Below are 15,162 nucleotides of genomic sequence, written 5' to 3'. Positions count from 1 at the left end.
GGAAGCCTGTTCGTTGGTGTTCAACAGGACCATACCTGCTGAACCGTTACTCAAAGCTTAGTATCGCCGTCGGGGGGCTGCAAGGGGGGCCGAACGAAACTTCGCCCCAACCGTTGACCCGACCTGGTGCGGGTCTAGCTTTGCCCCCATGACGGGACAGACAGAATTCATTCCCAGCCGAACCGAGGCTCTGAAAAACCTGTCCGATTTCCTGCCAAAGGCGGGACGCAATTATGCCGCGCGTCGCAATTATGATTTCGGTGCGGGTCGGCATCATGAGGTCTCCAAACTGTCACCCTACCTGCGTTGTCGGTTGATCACCGAGCGGGAGGTACTGCGCGCGGTTCTCAACCGCCACTCCGAAAAAGCGGCGGAAAAGTTTATCCAGGAAGTCTTCTGGCGCACCTATTGGAAGGGCTGGTTGGAATTGCGACCATCCACCTGGCGCCACTACCAGACCGGCCTCGCCACAGCCTGGAACAACGTCCAGACACAAGACGGTCTGCGGGATCGCTGGGGTGCGGCCTGCCGGGGAGATACAGACCTGGAGTGCTTTAACTCCTGGGCGCATGAGCTTGTTTCTACCGGGTATCTCCATAATCATGCGCGCATGTGGTTCGCGTCGATCTGGATATTTACCCTGCGTCTGCCGTGGGAGTTGGGCGCGGATTTCTTCCTGCGTCACTTGCTGGATGGCGATCCGGCAAGCAATACGTTGAGCTGGCGATGGGTCGCTGGTCTGCAAACGCCCGGAAAAACCTATCTGGCGCGCGCCTCGAACATTGCAAAATATAGCGACGGTCGTTTTCGCGCGGAGCGGCAATTGGCGGATGCCGCACCGCCCCTGACCGGACCGCCGCACCCGCCGCCCACGCCATTGCGACCGCCCCTCACCGTGCAGCGCGATCTCAAGACCGGTTTGCTTTTGCATCATGACGATCTGAGCCCCGGCTTTCTCCTTGAGACACTCCGACCCGTTAGCCTGTGCCAGTTGCGGCACGACAATGGGTTCAGCCCTCTAACGCCCTCACCTCTTGTCACAGAATTCCGGCATGCAGCGACAAACGAAACTGCAACCCGGTTTGCGCATCGGTTTGAAACCACAGCGATAGCAGGCAGCGTTGAAGACCTGCTGGACTGGTCTGCGCGGGAAAACCTTCAGCAAATTATTATGGCTGAGGCCCCGGTCGGCCCCATCGCCACGCTTTTGCAGGACTTCGCCAACCACCCCCAAGCGCCCCGGCTCTGCGCTGTGCGCAGACCTTATGACGCGCTCACCTGGCCGCTAGCGACAAAAGGTTTCTTCAGTTTCCGAAAATCGATCCCGAATGTGCTGTCACAGATCATCTGACGGCGAAAACCGCGACTCGTTTGTTTTTGGATCTGAAACTTCGCCAACCTGTCATATGGGTGTCATAGGCAAAGGGCACAGAAGAGACGCATCACTTTGTGGCGCGATCGATTGGCCTGCCTGTTCCTCGCTTGCACCGGTCGATCCATTGTTAAAGACATTTTAGCAACGAATAAGACCCTGCACCCCCCCCGCAGGGTCTTATTTTTCAGGAGCTCTTATCCCTCAGGCAGATGCCAAGGCCGGTCGCAATCTCGCTCAGTAGCGCCGAGTAAAAATCCGGTCCGAGGGGGAGCGCCACCCCAAGGGGATCAACCTCCTGCACGGTGATATCGCCTTGAGCGGCCACCGCATCTATCAACCCTCTTTGTGCATTGGGTTCGGTGAGCACGCAGCTGACCCCCATCTCGCTGACCTTGTCATGCAGCTCGCTCAGGCGCGCCGCACTCGCCCCGCCGCCGTCCGCCAGCGAAATCGCCCCCATGGCCTCAAACCCGAAATGCGCTTCGAAATAGTGATATGCGTCATGCAGAACCAGAAACGGGCGTCCGCTGACTGTGCTCAACTCCGCAGTGATGCGTGTCTCCAGCGCCTCAATCTCCGCCGCTCCGGCACGGGCATTTTCCGCGTAGTGCTCTGCATTCTCCGGATCCGCAGCCCCCAGTTGACGCGCAACCTCGGCCATAAAAACCCTGGCATTGTGAGGGTCCAGCCAAACATGCGGGTCCACCGGCCCGTCATGCGCGTCATGCGCATCATGCGCGTGCTCGCCATGGTCATGATCGTCATGGGCCTCGAACATCGCACCTTCCCGGAACGGCAGCAATGCCACCGATTCAAGCTCCATGAAGGCAATGTGCTGCGCATCTGGTGCCAGGGTTTCTATCGGGCCTGCCAGCCAAGGGGTTAGCGCAGGCCCCACCCAGAACACCAGATCGGCACCCGACAAGGCGCGCGCTTCCGATGGGCGCATGGCATAGCTATGCGGCGACGCCCCGGGCGGCAGGATCACTTCCGGTGCTCCGAGGCCCGCCATGACACGCTCAACCAGCCCATGCACGGGTGCGATATCGGTCACGACCCGGGGCACGTCGGCCTGCGCCGGTCGCAGGATGGAGAAGGTGAGAAGCAAGGGAATGAGTAAACGCATGTTTCGATCCTGAATCAGACTTGTCTTGGTATCGGACCTCTGGTATCAAGTATGTTATAACATATCAATATGATCATCTGCGGAATATTGAAAATGACAGCTCTCAGCTTTTGCGCCCATGATCATGCAGCCTGCGTGGCCGACCGCATGCGTCATGCCCGCGAGCACTGTGCCCGTGAGGGGCTGAAATTCACTCCTGTGCGCGCGCGCTCCCTGGAAATCCTCCTGCAGGAGCACCGCGCGCTGGGAGCCTATGATCTGCTGGCGCAATTGTCCCGGGAAAACCTGGGCTCGCAACCGCCCGTCGCCTACCGCGCGCTGGATTTTCTGGTCAAGGCGGGCCTGGCCCATAAGATCGAAGCACTGAACGCCTATGTCGCCTGCACCCATTCCGGCACCGATCACACGCCTGCCTTTCTGATCTGTCGTGGATGCAACGTCGTGGCGGAGGCTGATACCGCCCTGTCACCCGGGCGTCTGGACGTGGCCGCAGCGGCAGCGGGCTTCGAAATCGAACACACGGTCATCGAAGCACAGGGCCTCTGCCCCTCCTGTCAGGAAACCGCCACATGACCGCGCTGCTTGAAACCTCCGATCTGACGCTGGCCTATCACGGCCGCACGGTGCTGAGCGATGTGAATCTGACGCTGGCGCCCGGTGAAATCGTCACCATCGTCGGGCCGAACGGGTCGGGGAAATCCAGCCTGATCCGAGCCCTGATCGGCGCGCTCTCCCCGGCGAAAGGGCATGTGACCCGCAAACCGGGTCTCAGGATCGGCTATGTGCCGCAATCGCTGGCCATTGATCCCTCCTTGCCCATGACCGTCGCACGGTTTTTGAACCTGCCGCGGCGCATCGGTTCCGCGCAGGTGGCCGAGACGCTGCGTCAGGCCGGTGTGCCCGATCTCGCGCGCCACCAGATGACCGCCTTGTCCGGCGGACAGTTCCAGCGGGTTTTGCTGGCACGCGCGCTGCTTGGTGATCCCGACATCCTGATACTGGACGAAGCCACGCAGGGGCTGGATCAGCCGGGAACCGCGCAATTCTACCAGCAGATCGAAACCGTCAAGCGGCAAAAGGGCTGTGCCGTGCTGATGGTCAGCCATGACCTGCACGTGGTCATGGCGGCCTCAGACCGGGTGCTGTGCCTTAACGGTCACGTCTGCTGCGAAGGCACGCCCGAGATCGTCGCCAGCGCCCCGGCCTACCGCGCGCTCTTTGGCACCGGCACGCAGGGTGCGCTGGCGCTCTACCGCCACCAGCACACGCACAGCCACGGGCCCGAATGTGACCACACCCATGAGGCTGCCGAGTAATGCTGGACGATTTTCTGGTGCGTGCGGCCCTTGCCGGGCTCGGGGTTGCGGTTGCGGTGGCCCCGCTGGGCTGTTTCGTGGTCTGGCGCCGCATGGCCTATTTCGGCGATGCAACCTCTCATGCGGCCCTGCTTGGGGTGGCGCTGGCGCTGGCCTTTGATCTGCCGATATTTGGTGGTGTTCTGGTGATCGCCCTGGCTATGGCGCTGCTGCTTACACTTCTCACCGGCAAGGGGGTGAGCGGTGATTCCATTCTGGGCGTTCTGGCCCATGCGGCCCTTGCCTTCGGGCTGGTCGCCGTCTCTTTCCTGCCCGGTGTGCGGGTTGACCTGATGGGGTACCTCGTGGGCGACATTCTGGCCGTCTCGAAACCCGATCTGGCCGTTATATGGGCCGGGGCGCTGGCGGTTCTGGGGCTGGTCGCGGCACGCTGGTCGGCGCTGTTGTCCGCCACGCTGAGCCCGGACATGGCCCGCGCTGCCGGGGTCGATCCGCAAAAAGAACAGTTCATCCTGACGCTTGCGCTGGCGATCACTGTCGCCGTGGCCATCAAGGTTGTGGGCGCGCTGCTGATTGCCGCGCTGTTGATCATTCCGGCGGCAGCCGCACGCCCGCTGTCGCGCGCGCCTGAAACCATGGCCGCTGCGGCGATGATCATCGGGGCGGCATCCGCTCTGGGCGGATTGCTGGTGTCCTTTGCGCTCGATACACCCACCGGCCCCACAATCGTCTGCATTGCGGCGGTGATCTTTGCCCTGACGCGGGTGGTTCAGGCCGGGCGCGCCTGAGCGGAAATGACAGCCGTCGCCTCGATTTCCACCCGGGCGGCATCTTCCACCAGCCCCGCGACAACCACCATGGTCATCGCCGGAAAATTCCGGCCCAGCACCTCGCGGTAGGCCGCGCCCACCTCGGCCTGATGCGCGAGATACTCGGCCTTGTCTGTCACATACCAGGTCAGGCGCGTGATATCCCCCGCCTGCCCGCCAGCGGCCTCGACCACGGCGCGGATGTTGATCAGCGCCTGGCGCATTTGCCCGATGAAGTCATGCGCTTCAAAAACCTGATCCGCCGTCCAGCCGATCTGCCCCCCCACATAGAGCGTACCGTTGTCACACAGCACGCCATTGGCATAGCCCTTCGCGGGTTTCCAGCCTTCGGGATGAATGATCTGATGAGACATGGGTGTCCTTTCCTCCGGCGCGTTTCAGACGCCCAGATATTGATCTGCGACGGTTGATGTGACCTCCGCCATGGGACCTGACCAGACGGTCGTTCCCCGTTCGAGAATAACGCATTGATCCGCCACCTGACGCAGCTCGGCCAGTGATTTGTCAACCACCAGCAGCGCCATGCCTGTCTCTGATTTGAGCCTGCGAACCGCCGCCCAGATTTCCTGCCGCACCACCGGGGCCAGACCTTCGGTGGCCTCATCCAGCAGCAAAAGCCGCGGGTTCGTCATCAGCGCCCGCCCGAGGCTGAGCATCTGTTGCTCGCCCCCCGACAGCGACGCGGCAGACTGATCGCGCCGCTCTGCCAGCCGCGGAAACAGGTCCGACACCCGCGCGAAATCCCAAGGGCCCGGGCGGGCGGCGGCAATCAGGTTTTCATAAACGCTCAGGTTGGGAAAACAGCGTCGGCCCTCCGGCACCAGCCCCAGCCCCGCGCGGGCCGCTTTGTGGGGTGGCAAAGACGCAAGGTCCTGCCCGTCAAACCGCAGGCTGCCGCGCGCATGATCCAGCAGGCGGCAAATGACCTTGATGGTGGAAGATTTGCCCATCCCGTTGCGCCCCATCAGCGCACAGACCTCGCCTTCGCCAAGGGCAAGATCGACGCCGAAAAGCGCCTGGCTGGGTCCGTAATAGGCTTCGATCCCTTCAAGTGTCAGAAAGCTCATCCCGGCACCTCTTCGCCCAGATAGGCTTCGCGCACCTCCGGGTGGGCCTTGATCTCATCTGCGGTGCCCGTGGCAATGATCTTGCCGTAGACCAGAACAGAAATGCGGTCGGCCAGGGCAAAGACCGCGTCCATATCGTGCTCCACCAGCAGGATCGGCGCTTCATGGCGCAGATCGTCGAGAAACCCGGTGAGGCGTTTGGACCCGCTGGCCCCCAGACCCGCCATGGGTTCATCCATCAGGAAGGCGCGCGGCGCGAGGGTCAGGGCAACCGCCACTTCCAGCAGGCGACGCTGACCATGGCTGAGCTCGGCGGTGCGCCTATGCGCCTGATCCGCCAGCCCGACGCGGGTCAACGCGGCCATCGCAGCCTCCCGCAAATCGGGGTCCTTCATGACCGGGGCGAAAAACCGCCAGACCCCGCCCTGTCGCCCCAGTGCACCCAGCACGGCATTTTGCAAAACCGTATAGTCCATGGCCAGCGCCGATATCTGGAACGTGCGCCCCAGCCCGGCGCGGGCGCGCGCCACGGTGCTGAGTGCTGTGATCTCCTGACCGCCCCACCAAATTTCACCGGCATCAGGTTTTAATCCGCCTGCAATCTGCTTGATCAGGGTCGATTTGCCCGCCCCGTTGGGGCCGATCAGCGCGTGGATTTCGCCACGCCTGAGGGTCAGTGATACGTCATCCGTCGCCACCAAGGCCCCGAAGGCCTTGCGCAATCCTTTGATCTGCAAAAGCGCCTCAGTCATGGGCAAGCTCCCGGCGGACGAGGGACCCGATCATGCCGCCGCGCGCAAAGAGCACGACCAACAGCAACAGCAGGCCCAGATAGATGTGCCAGAAATCCGACAGACCCCCAAGGATATGTTCCAGCAGGATGAAGAGCGCAGCCCCTGCAACCGGGCCATAAAGACGCCCCACCCCGCCAAGGATCACAAAGATCATGATCTCGCCCGACATCTGCCAGCTCAGCATGGTGGGGCTGACAAAGCGATTGAGATCGGCAAAAAGCGCGCCCGCGAGTGCCGTGATCGCCCCGGAGATGACAAAGGCCAGCAGCCGCAGCCGGTAGGGCGACAGACCCACGGTCTCGACCCTTTCGGCGTTCTGGCGCGCAGCACAAAGCGCCAGCCCGAAAGGCGCGGCGGCCAGCCGACCGGCAAGGAACAGCACGAAGGCCAGCGCCGCAAAGGCGAGGCCGAAAAACTGCACCGGGTCCAGCGTATTGAGCCCCGGAAAGCCGTTGCGCACGTAGATAGACAGACCGTCTTCGCCACCATAGGCGGGCCAGCTGATCGCGAAATAATAGAGCATCTGCCCAAAAGCGAGCGTGATCATGATGAAATAGACACCCGAGGTTCGCAAGGAAAGCGCGCCGATGGCCAGCGCCGCCAGCCCCCCGGCGATCACCGCAACCAGCCAGATCACAGGCATGGATTTGGTGCCTTCGATGAGGAACGGCACCTCCATCAGCGGTACGTAGGATTGTGCGTGGGATGCCAGAATGCCCATGGCATAGCCCCCGATGCCGAAAAACGCCGCATGACCGAGACTGACCAGCCCGCCAAGCCCCAGCGCGATGTTCAGCCCGACGCCCGCCAGTGCCAGAATGGCCACTTTGGTTGTAAGCGTGATGATGAAAGGTTCGTCCAGCAGCCATGCCACCCCTGCCGTGACCGGCAGCAGCAGGAAAAGCGCTGTGTTGATATGGGGCTCGCGGATCATCTCAGGCGGTCCCGTAAAGCCCGGTGGGCCGGAAGAGCAAGACCCCGGCCATCAGGATATAGATCGACATCGACGCCAGTGACGAGCCTATCGCGGTGGCTGCCGAGGCCTCCATGAAGGTGCCGAAGACCCCCGGCAGCAGTACCCCGCCCAGCGTGTCGGTCAGCCCCACCAGCAAAGCACCCACAAAGGCTCCCTTGATCGATCCGATGCCACCGATGACGATCACCACGAAGGCGAGGATCAGCACCGGCTCTCCCATGCCCACCTGCACCGATTGAATGGCCCCGACCAGCGCCCCCGCCAGACCAGCCAGGGCAGCACCCAGCGCAAAGACGATGGTGTAGAGCCTGGAGATATCGACCCCAAGGGCCGCAATCATCTCCCGGTCGCTTTCACCTGCCCTGATCCGGATGCCGATACGGGTGCGCGCGATCAGCTGAAAAAGGCCGAAGGCGATCACCAGCCCCACGGCGATGATCAGCAACCGGTATGCCGGATACTGGATGCCGCCGGGCAAGGTGACCGGACCCGAAAGTGCCGCAGGAATGTCCAGAAACAGCGGGAAGGAGCCGAAGACCCAGCGCGTACCTTCGGAAAAGATCAGGATCAGCGCGAAGGTGGCGAGCACCTGATCGAGGTGATCACGGTCATAGAGGCGGCGGATCACCAGAAGCTCAATGAGCGCTCCGGCAACGGCCGCCGCCGTCAGACTGGCCATCAGCGCCAGCAGGAATGACCCCGTCGCCCCCGCCACAGCCGCCGCCGCAAAAGCGCCGACCATATAGAGCGAGCCATGCGCCAGATTGATCAGCCCCATGACGCCAAAGATCAGCGTCAGACCGGCAGCCATCAAGAATAGCATCACGCCGAATTGCAGGCCGTTCAGGACCTGTTCGATCAGCAGCAGCAGGCTCATGCTAGGCGGCTGGTCAGCAAGCGCAGGCCAAGCCCGGCGAAGGCCATGCCTGCAAGCGCATTTATGCCGCGCGCGCCGCGCCGGTACAGGCGCATCGGGCCGGGGCGCGAAAAGAGCAGCGCGTAACCCAGAAAGACCACAGCGCTTTGCAGGCCGACAGCGCCGACGATGAGGCCGAGCGCCGCCGGGCTCTGCCCGGGAGAGAGGATCACCGCGTAGAGCGCGCCGAAAAAGAAGATCGCCTTGGGGTTCGTGAGATGTAGCAACAACCCGCGCCGAAAGGCGTGACGCGCGGGCGCGACCCCCTCACTCAAACCGCCCCGCCAGGCCGCGCGCAGGGATTTGAAGGCCAGCCAGAAGAGATAGGCGGCGCCCGCATAGCGAATGACCTCCACCGCCCAGCCGTGCCGCAGCATCAGCGCCGCCAGCCCCGCCGCAGCAGCGCTCGACCAGATCAACGATCCGGTCAACACGCCCGCCGCAAGCCGCAGCCCTGCGCCGGCACCCCGCGACATGGAGGTGGCCGCGATGGCCAGCGTGGCAGGGCCCGGCGAAGCCGAGGCAATCAGTGCCGCCAAGAGGATTGGCGGTAGAAGGGGCAGAATTTCCATCGGCATGATCCCTTGGCGGTGCGGCCCGAAAGTGCGGCGCTCTTAGTAGCTGCACTCGGCGGCATAGGCATCCGCGTGGTCGGTCAGGCTGGCGGAGATGATCTTGTTGGTGAAGACATCACCTTCCTTGATCACCTCGCGCACGTAGAAATCCTGTACCGGGTGCTGGTTGCTGCCGAATTTGAAATCGCCGCGGACGGAATCGAATTTCGCTGCCGCCAGTGCCGCGCGGAAGGCATCGGCATCACTGACATCCGCCTCAGCCATCGCACTCAGGATCAGATTGGCCGCGTCATAGCCCTGACTTGCATAAAGCGACGGCAAACGCCCGTATTCCGCCTGAAACCCTTCGACAAAGGCCTTGTTGGCGGCATTGTCGATGTCCTTGTTCCACTGGCTGGTGTTTTTCACGCCCAATGCGGCGTCACCTACGGCCTGCAGAATGCCCTGATCAAAGCTGAAGGCGGGACCTACAACCGGCAGGTCAACACCGGAACCCGCATACTGCTTCAAGAACGAAATCCCCATGCCGCCGGGCAGGAAGAAGAAAACCGAATCCGCCCCCGACGCCCGGATCTGCGCAATTTCTGCGGCATAATCGGTCTGGCCCAGTTTGGTGTAGATTTCACCTGCAAGCGCGCCGCCATACATGCGTTTGTAGCCTGTGAGCGCGTCCTGCCCGGCCGGATAATTCGGCGCAAGGATAAAGCTGTTCTCATACCCTGCGTCATTGGCATAGGCCCCGGCGGCCTCATGCAGGTTGTCATTCTGCCAGGCCACGTTGAAGTAAAGCGGATGACACCCCTTGCCCGCCAGGGCCGAAGGCCCCGCGTTGGGCGAGATGTAGAATTTGCCCTGCGCAGTTGCGGCAGGCACCACGGCCATCGCAAGGTTGGACCAGATAATCCCGGTCATGATGTCGACTTTTTCGGACTGAATCATCTTGTCGGCCAGTTGCACGGCGATCTCGGGTTTGCGCTGATCGTCCTCGACCACCACTTCGAGGTTCTCGTTTCCGGCCATTTTCGTGGCCAGCAGAAACCCGTCGCGCACATCAATGCCCAGTCCGGCACCGCCGCCTGACAGCGTGGTGATCATGCCCACTTTGACCTTACCCGCGTGTCCATCGGCCAGGCCGACGGAGGCAAGCGCCGCAAGACCTGCGGCCAGCATCAAGGATCGTAATTTCATCTCGTATCTCCCATGTTGTTGAGGCGTCTTTGCGTCCGTTCTATTATTTCAGACTTTGGTGCCGGGTGGCGCTCATGTCACCCTGTTGCGTGCCCTGTACTTTGGATCATCCCAGAGCTTTTCGTCCATCACTTTGGCGATCCGGTCCACCGCCGTGGTGACATCACCCGCATCGACATAAAGCGGCGTGAAACCAAAACGCATGATATCCGGCGCGCGGAAATCGCCAATCACATCCATATGGATCAGCGCCTGCATCGCGGCATAGCCCTGCTCAAAACGGAACGACACCTGACTGCCGCGCCGCTCAGCGTCACGCGGGCTGGCCAGCGTCAGGCTTGGCACCCGCGCCTCGACATCGGCGATGAATTGCTCCTGAAGGGCGATGGACGCGGCGCGCAACTCCTGCATGTCCACATCGTCCCAGACGCGCATTGCGGCCTCCAGCGCTGTCATCTGCATCACCGGCGGCGTGCCGACGCGCATGCGTTCAATCCCTGCCCCGGGGTGATAGTTCAGCGTGAAATCAAAGGGCGCCGCATGGCCAAGCCAGCCACTCAGCGCAGGCTGGATCGTCTCCGCCAGATCGGGCCGCACATAGATGAAGGCAGGGGCCCCCGGCCCGCCATTGAGATACTTATAGGTGCAGCCCACCGCCATTTCCGCCTTTGAAGCGGCCAGATCGACCGGAATCGCGCCGGCGGAATGCGCCAAATCCCAGATCATCACCGCGCCGCGCGCCTGCGCCGCGCGCGTGATCGCATCCATGTCATGCACCCGACCCGTACGGTAATCCACCTGCGTCAACAGCACGACGGCAACCTCTTCGGTGATCGCATCCGATACATCTTCAGGGGCCACCGTACGCAGCTCAAACCCCTGATCCAGCGTCTTGATCAGCCCTTCGACCATATAGAGATCTGTGGGGAAATTACCGGTATCCGACAGGATCACGCGGCGATCCGGGTTCATCTTCAGCCCCGCGGCAACCGCCTGATAGACCTTGATCGAGAGCGTATCACCCATCACGACGCTGCCGTGCGGTGCCCCGATGAGCCGCCCGACCATGTCCCCCACACGCGCGGGCTGATCCATCCACCCGGCGGCATTCCAGCCCTTGATCAGCAATTGCCCCCATTCGCGGGTCAACATCCCGTTCAATGTATCGGGAATATCCTGCGGCATCGGCCCCAGCGAATTGCCGTCCAGATAGATCAGACCCTCTGGCAAGCAGAAGACCTCTTTCCTAAGTATTTCAGCCACCTACAAGGCCCCTCTCACGTGCCAGAGCTCTGGAAACAGCTCAACTTCCAGCATTTTTCGCAAATAGCCAACACCTGATGTGCCCCCTGTGCCCCGTTTGAACCCGATGATGCGCTCTACGGTGGTGACATGGTTAAAACGCCAGCGCCGGAAGTAGTCTTCGAGATCGACCAGCTTTTCCGCCAGTTCATAGATTTCCCAATGCTCTGCGGGGTCTTCGTAAACCTCTTGCCAAAGCGCCTGTATCTGGTCTTGCGACTGCCAGGCAGTCTGCGCCGCAGGCCCTGCCACATCCGCATGGCCCAGCCGTTCGGACAGCAGGTGCAATGCCACCTGATAAAGGCTCGGACGCGCCAATTCCGCCGCCAGCGCCGCCGTGGCGTCTTCCTTGTGGGCGTGAAGCTTCAGCAACCCCGCATTTCGATTGCCCAGAATGAATTCGATCAGCCGGTATTGATGGGACTGGAACCCCGAAGAATTGCCCAAAGACGGCCGAAAGGCGGTGTATTCGCTGGGCGTCATGGTTCGCAGCACATCCCAGGCACTGTTGAGTTGTTCAAAAATCCGCGCCACGCGGGACAGCATCTTGAACGCCGGTTGCAATTGCCCCCCGGCGATGGACCCGCGCGCCGCTGCAAGCTCGTGAATGGCCAGACGCATCCACAGCTCCGACGTCTGGTGCTGTACGATGAACAGCATCTCGTCATGGGCCTCAGACCTGGGGTGTTGCGCGTTCAGGATCGGATCGAGGTGCAGATAATCGCCATAGGACATGTCCTTGGCAAAATCCATTTTCGCGCCATGCGACGGGGTGTCGGTCATTTATCTTCTCTCAACGCGAAACGCTGTATTTTACCGGTCGCCGTTTTTGGCAAGGCGGGAATGAACCGGATGTCCCGGGGGTATTTGTAGGGGGCGATCCGCTCTTTGACATGATCTTGCAGGTCTTTCACCAAGGCCTCATCGCCCGCGAACCCCTCCACCAGAACAACATGCGCCTGTACAATATTGCCGCGCGCGGCGTCAGGGGCCGCCACCACGCCACATTCTGCGACCGCCCGGTGCGACAGCAGCGCCGCCTCAACCTCCGGCCCCGCGATATTGTAGCCTGACGAGACGATCATATCGTCGTTGCGCGCCGCAAAATGCAGATACCCCTCTGCGTCCATCATGAAACTGTCGCCGGTGATGTTCCAGCCGTCCTTCACATAGGCCATCTGCCGGTCATCGGCGAGATAGCGGCACCCGGTCGGGCCGCGCACGGCCAGCCGCCCCACGGTACCATGCGGCACGTCACGCCCCTGATCATCCACGATTTTCGCCTGATATCCGCGCACCGGTTTGCCGGTACAGGCGGCCCTGTGATCGTCAAATCGGTTGGAAATGAAAATATGCAGCAATTCCGTCGCCCCGATGCCATCCAGCATCGGCTTGCCGGTTTTCTCCTGCCAGTCGTGATAGACCGGTGCGGGCAGCGTCTCCCCCGCAGAAACGGCGGCGCGCAGGCTGCTGAGGTCCGCGCCCTCCTCCATCGCCGCAAGCATCGCCCGATAGGCCGTGGGCGCGGTGAAACAGACCGTGGCGCGGTATTTCTCAATGATTTCAATCATATTGGGCGGGGACGCGGTTTCCAGCAACGTGGCCGCGGCGCCAAACCGCAAGGGAAAGATCGCCAACCCACCCAGACCAAAGGTAAAGGCCAGCGGCGGCGATCCGACAAACACATCCTCAGGGGTCACGCCCAGAACCTCGCGAGCATAGCCATCGGCAATGATCAGCAGGTCACGATGAAAATGCATGGTTGCCTTGGGGCTGCCCGTGGTGCCGGAGGTGAACCCCAGAAGCGCCACATCATCCTGCGCGGTCGCCACCGCGTCGAACTGAACCGGCTTTTCCAGCGCCAGACGGTCCAGCTCCGCATCATGGTTCGAGGTGCCGTCAAAACCCGCCACCGACTTCAGGAACGTGCTCGATTTGGCGCAGGCCGTCATCTCATCCATCAACCGCGTGTCGCAGAGCGCGTGGCTGATCTCGGCCTTGTCGACAATCGCAGAAAGCTCTCCGGCGCGCAGCATCGGCATGGTGTTTACCACCACAGCGCCCGCCTTGGTGGCGGCCAGCCAGCAGGCGACCATCGCGGGGTTATTGGCCGATCGGATCAATACGCGATTGCCCGGTTTGACACCCAGATTATCCACCAGCGCATGGGCCAGCCGGTTGGTCCAGTCGCTGAGTTCCTTGTAGGTGCGCCTGCGGCCATTGCCGATCAGCGCCGTATTGTCGCCGAACCCCTGCGCCACCATCTGATCGGTCAGTTCCACCGCCGCGTTGAGGCGTTCTGGGTAGTCAAATCCTTCGATCAGCAGATCGGGCCAGCTTGTCTGGGGCGGCAGGTTGTCCCGGGCGAAACTATCGGTATGGGCGGAGGGAAACATCACTCAGACACCGTGAGGCGCAAAAAATGCGAAGTTCGCGGCCCAAGGCCGCGCCCGGTCACGCCCGGCAAGAACCCCCTTTGTCCGATTTGCTGCCTGCCCATCGCGTTCATTGATTGCGAACACCCCCCGGATAAAGGCGCAGAAACCCTGCGCCTACCTCAAATGGTAGGGTGAGTCGCAATTTGCTTCAAGGAAAAATATTTTAAACCTAAAACATATTTTCCCTGACGCTGGGCTAGCGGATGCGCAGCTCGCTGTCCTTCTCGAAAACCATGGCGCGGCGTGGCTCGAACTGAACGTCTACCGTGTCGCCTTCGCTGGCCCGCTCGTCGCCACGTTCCTCAACGATGATGCGCTCGCCGGTGGGCGTATCGAGGTGAAGATAGCTGACCCCGCCCAAAGCTTCGGAAAGCTCGGCCTTCAGCGCGCCCTGCCCCATCTGCACTTCCAGATGTTCAGGCCGCACGCCCAGCGTCACACCCGTACCCGCGGCGGGCAGATTTACCTCGACCGGGACCGTGCGCCCCAGGCCGGGCACCTCGACACCGCCCTCAACCACAACGCCATCAAGAAAATTCATCGCGGGCGATCCGATGAAGCCCGCCACGAACTTATTGTCCGGGTTGCGGTATAGCTCCAACGGCGCGCCCACTTGCTCGATATACCCTGCGCGCAGCACCACGATCTTGTCGGCCAGCGTCATCGCTTCGACCTGATCATGGGTCACGTAGATCATCGTCGCGCCAATTTCCTTGTGCAGACGGGCGATTTCCACCCGCATCTCGACCCGCAACTCCGCGTCAAGGTTCGACAGTGGTTCATCGAACAGGAACACTTCCGGTCCGCGCACAATCGCGCGCCCGATAGCCACCCTCTGGCGCTGCCCACCCGACAATGCGGCAGGCTTGCGATCGAGATAGACGTCGAGCTTGAGCACGTCCGATGCCGCCTTGACCTTGGCATCAATCTCCGTCTTGGGCACGCCATTCATCTTCAGGCCGAACCCCATGTTTTCCTTGACGGTCATATGCGGATAAAGCGCATAGGTCTGGAACACCATGGCCACGCCGCGCTCGGAGGGGTCCATATGGGTGACATCCCGCTCACCGATATGCATCACACCTTCGGTGGTTTCCTCCAGCCCCGCAATCATGCGCAGCAAGGTAGATTTGCCGCAGCCCGAGGGGCCGACAAAAACGCAGAACTCGCCGTCTTTGACTTCCAGATCAATACCGTGAATCACCTGTACATCACCGTAGCGTTTGACCGCCTTTTGGAGCGTGACACCTGTCATTTTC

Annotated in this window: 16 protein-coding genes; 4 read left to right on the top strand and 12 right to left on the bottom strand. The window is 61.7% G+C overall.

Annotated features, from left to right (window positions below):
- Positions 1-148 precede the first annotated feature (148 nt).
- Positions 149-1,351 (top strand): FAD-binding domain-containing protein, encoded by a 1,203-nt coding sequence (locus Q0802_RS10365; RefSeq protein ID WP_298917502.1) that lies wholly within the window; start codon positions 149-151, stop codon positions 1,349-1,351.
- A 208-nt stretch (positions 1,352-1,559) separates the two neighbouring features.
- Here Q0802_RS10365 and Q0802_RS10360 read toward each other — a convergent pair whose 3' ends face one another.
- Positions 1,560-2,501 carry a zinc ABC transporter substrate-binding protein gene (locus tag Q0802_RS10360; RefSeq protein WP_298917499.1) on the bottom strand — a complete coding sequence of 314 codons (942 nt, stop codon included), beginning with the start codon at positions 2,499-2,501 and terminating at the stop codon, positions 1,560-1,562.
- 93 nt (positions 2,502-2,594) lie between these two features.
- Between Q0802_RS10360 and Q0802_RS10355 the strand changes: the two genes are divergently transcribed.
- Genes Q0802_RS10355 through Q0802_RS10345 form a run of 3 tightly spaced genes read left to right on the top strand, consistent with a single transcriptional unit; the run spans position 2,595 to position 4,605 of the window.
- Positions 2,595-3,074 carry a transcriptional repressor gene (locus Q0802_RS10355; protein ID WP_298917496.1) on the top strand — a complete coding sequence of 160 codons (480 nt, stop codon included), beginning with the start codon at positions 2,595-2,597 and terminating at the stop codon, positions 3,072-3,074.
- Positions 3,071-3,817: a metal ABC transporter ATP-binding protein gene (locus Q0802_RS10350; protein WP_298917493.1), complete on the top strand. Its 747-nt coding sequence runs from the start codon at positions 3,071-3,073 to the stop codon at positions 3,815-3,817. The genes Q0802_RS10355 and Q0802_RS10350 overlap by 4 nt, the downstream gene beginning before the upstream one ends.
- Positions 3,817-4,605: a metal ABC transporter permease gene (locus Q0802_RS10345; protein ID WP_298917490.1), complete on the top strand. Its 789-nt coding sequence runs from the start codon at positions 3,817-3,819 to the stop codon at positions 4,603-4,605. Before Q0802_RS10350 ends, Q0802_RS10345 begins: the two co-directional genes overlap by 1 nt.
- Here Q0802_RS10345 and Q0802_RS10340 read toward each other — a convergent pair.
- The 11 genes from Q0802_RS10340 to ugpC all read right to left on the bottom strand — a co-directional run bounded on the left by Q0802_RS10340 (position 4,587) and on the right by ugpC (position 15,158).
- Positions 4,587-5,000 carry a RidA family protein gene (locus Q0802_RS10340; RefSeq protein WP_298917487.1) on the bottom strand — a complete coding sequence of 138 codons (414 nt, stop codon included), beginning with the start codon at positions 4,998-5,000 and terminating at the stop codon, positions 4,587-4,589. The two genes, Q0802_RS10345 and Q0802_RS10340, sit on opposite strands and share 19 nt — an antisense overlap.
- Positions 5,001-5,024: 24 nt before the next feature.
- Positions 5,025-5,714, bottom strand: coding sequence for an ABC transporter ATP-binding protein (locus Q0802_RS10335; RefSeq protein ID WP_298917484.1), 690 nt, complete (start codon positions 5,712-5,714; stop codon positions 5,025-5,027).
- A complete protein-coding gene (locus Q0802_RS10330; protein ID WP_298917481.1) occupies positions 5,711-6,466 on the bottom strand; it encodes an ABC transporter ATP-binding protein in 756 nt (251 codons plus the stop codon). The genes Q0802_RS10335 and Q0802_RS10330 overlap by 4 nt, the downstream gene beginning before the upstream one ends.
- Positions 6,459-7,442: a branched-chain amino acid ABC transporter permease gene (locus Q0802_RS10325; protein WP_298917479.1), complete on the bottom strand. Its 984-nt coding sequence runs from the start codon at positions 7,440-7,442 to the stop codon at positions 6,459-6,461. The genes Q0802_RS10330 and Q0802_RS10325 overlap by 8 nt, the downstream gene beginning before the upstream one ends.
- 1 nt (position 7,443) lies before the next feature.
- Positions 7,444-8,361 (bottom strand): branched-chain amino acid ABC transporter permease, encoded by a 918-nt coding sequence (locus tag Q0802_RS10320; protein WP_298917477.1) that lies wholly within the window; start codon positions 8,359-8,361, stop codon positions 7,444-7,446.
- Positions 8,358-8,972: a LysE family transporter gene (locus Q0802_RS10315; protein ID WP_298917474.1), complete on the bottom strand. Its 615-nt coding sequence runs from the start codon at positions 8,970-8,972 to the stop codon at positions 8,358-8,360. The genes Q0802_RS10320 and Q0802_RS10315 overlap by 4 nt, the downstream gene beginning before the upstream one ends.
- 42 nt (positions 8,973-9,014) lie before the next feature.
- Positions 9,015-10,163 (bottom strand): ABC transporter substrate-binding protein, encoded by a 1,149-nt coding sequence (locus tag Q0802_RS10310; protein WP_298917471.1) that lies wholly within the window; start codon positions 10,161-10,163, stop codon positions 9,015-9,017.
- A 72-nt stretch (positions 10,164-10,235) separates the two neighbouring features.
- Positions 10,236-11,426, bottom strand: a complete 1,191-nt coding sequence (gene kynU / locus Q0802_RS10305; RefSeq protein ID WP_298917468.1) for a kynureninase — start codon at positions 11,424-11,426, stop codon at positions 10,236-10,238.
- The gene (locus Q0802_RS10300) at positions 11,427-12,248 is read right to left on the bottom strand and encodes a tryptophan 2,3-dioxygenase family protein (RefSeq protein WP_298917465.1); all 822 of its coding nucleotides are present in this window, start codon (positions 12,246-12,248) and stop codon (positions 11,427-11,429) included.
- Positions 12,245-13,864 carry an AMP-binding protein gene (locus Q0802_RS10295; protein WP_298917462.1) on the bottom strand — a complete coding sequence of 540 codons (1,620 nt, stop codon included), beginning with the start codon at positions 13,862-13,864 and terminating at the stop codon, positions 12,245-12,247. The genes Q0802_RS10300 and Q0802_RS10295 overlap by 4 nt, the downstream gene beginning before the upstream one ends.
- Positions 13,865-14,099: 235 nt before the next feature.
- The gene (gene ugpC / locus Q0802_RS10290; protein ID WP_298917461.1) at positions 14,100-15,158 is read right to left on the bottom strand and encodes a sn-glycerol-3-phosphate ABC transporter ATP-binding protein UgpC; all 1,059 of its coding nucleotides are present in this window, start codon (positions 15,156-15,158) and stop codon (positions 14,100-14,102) included.
- Positions 15,159-15,162: the final 4 nt, after the last annotated feature.

Source organism: uncultured Roseobacter sp., assembly GCF_947495275.1.
Taxonomy (GTDB): domain Bacteria; phylum Pseudomonadota; class Alphaproteobacteria; order Rhodobacterales; family Rhodobacteraceae; genus Roseobacter.
Note: the sequence above shows the minus strand (reverse complement) of the source record. Positions and strands in the feature narration are given on the sequence as shown.

Coding starts and splice junctions, on each gene's coding strand:
- ugpC (WP_298917461.1), bottom strand. CDS start 15,158: ATGACAGGTGTCACGCTCCAAAAGGCGGTCAAACGCTACGGTGATGTA.
- Q0802_RS10350 (WP_298917493.1), top strand. CDS start 3,071: ATGACCGCGCTGCTTGAAACCTCCGATCTGACGCTGGCCTATCACGGC.
- Q0802_RS10310 (WP_298917471.1), bottom strand. CDS start 10,163: ATGAAATTACGATCCTTGATGCTGGCCGCAGGTCTTGCGGCGCTTGCC.
- Q0802_RS10300 (WP_298917465.1), bottom strand. CDS start 12,248: ATGACCGACACCCCGTCGCATGGCGCGAAAATGGATTTTGCCAAGGAC.
- Q0802_RS10355 (WP_298917496.1), top strand. CDS start 2,595: ATGACAGCTCTCAGCTTTTGCGCCCATGATCATGCAGCCTGCGTGGCC.
- Q0802_RS10330 (WP_298917481.1), bottom strand. CDS start 6,466: ATGACTGAGGCGCTTTTGCAGATCAAAGGATTGCGCAAGGCCTTCGGG.
- Q0802_RS10320 (WP_298917477.1), bottom strand. CDS start 8,361: ATGAGCCTGCTGCTGCTGATCGAACAGGTCCTGAACGGCCTGCAATTC.
- Q0802_RS10360 (WP_298917499.1), bottom strand. CDS start 2,501: ATGCGTTTACTCATTCCCTTGCTTCTCACCTTCTCCATCCTGCGACCG.
- Q0802_RS10325 (WP_298917479.1), bottom strand. CDS start 7,442: ATGATCCGCGAGCCCCATATCAACACAGCGCTTTTCCTGCTGCTGCCG.
- Q0802_RS10345 (WP_298917490.1), top strand. CDS start 3,817: ATGCTGGACGATTTTCTGGTGCGTGCGGCCCTTGCCGGGCTCGGGGTT.
- Q0802_RS10340 (WP_298917487.1), bottom strand. CDS start 5,000: ATGTCTCATCAGATCATTCATCCCGAAGGCTGGAAACCCGCGAAGGGC.
- Q0802_RS10315 (WP_298917474.1), bottom strand. CDS start 8,972: ATGGAAATTCTGCCCCTTCTACCGCCAATCCTCTTGGCGGCACTGATT.
- Q0802_RS10335 (WP_298917484.1), bottom strand. CDS start 5,714: ATGAGCTTTCTGACACTTGAAGGGATCGAAGCCTATTACGGACCCAGC.
- Q0802_RS10365 (WP_298917502.1), top strand. CDS start 149: ATGACGGGACAGACAGAATTCATTCCCAGCCGAACCGAGGCTCTGAAA.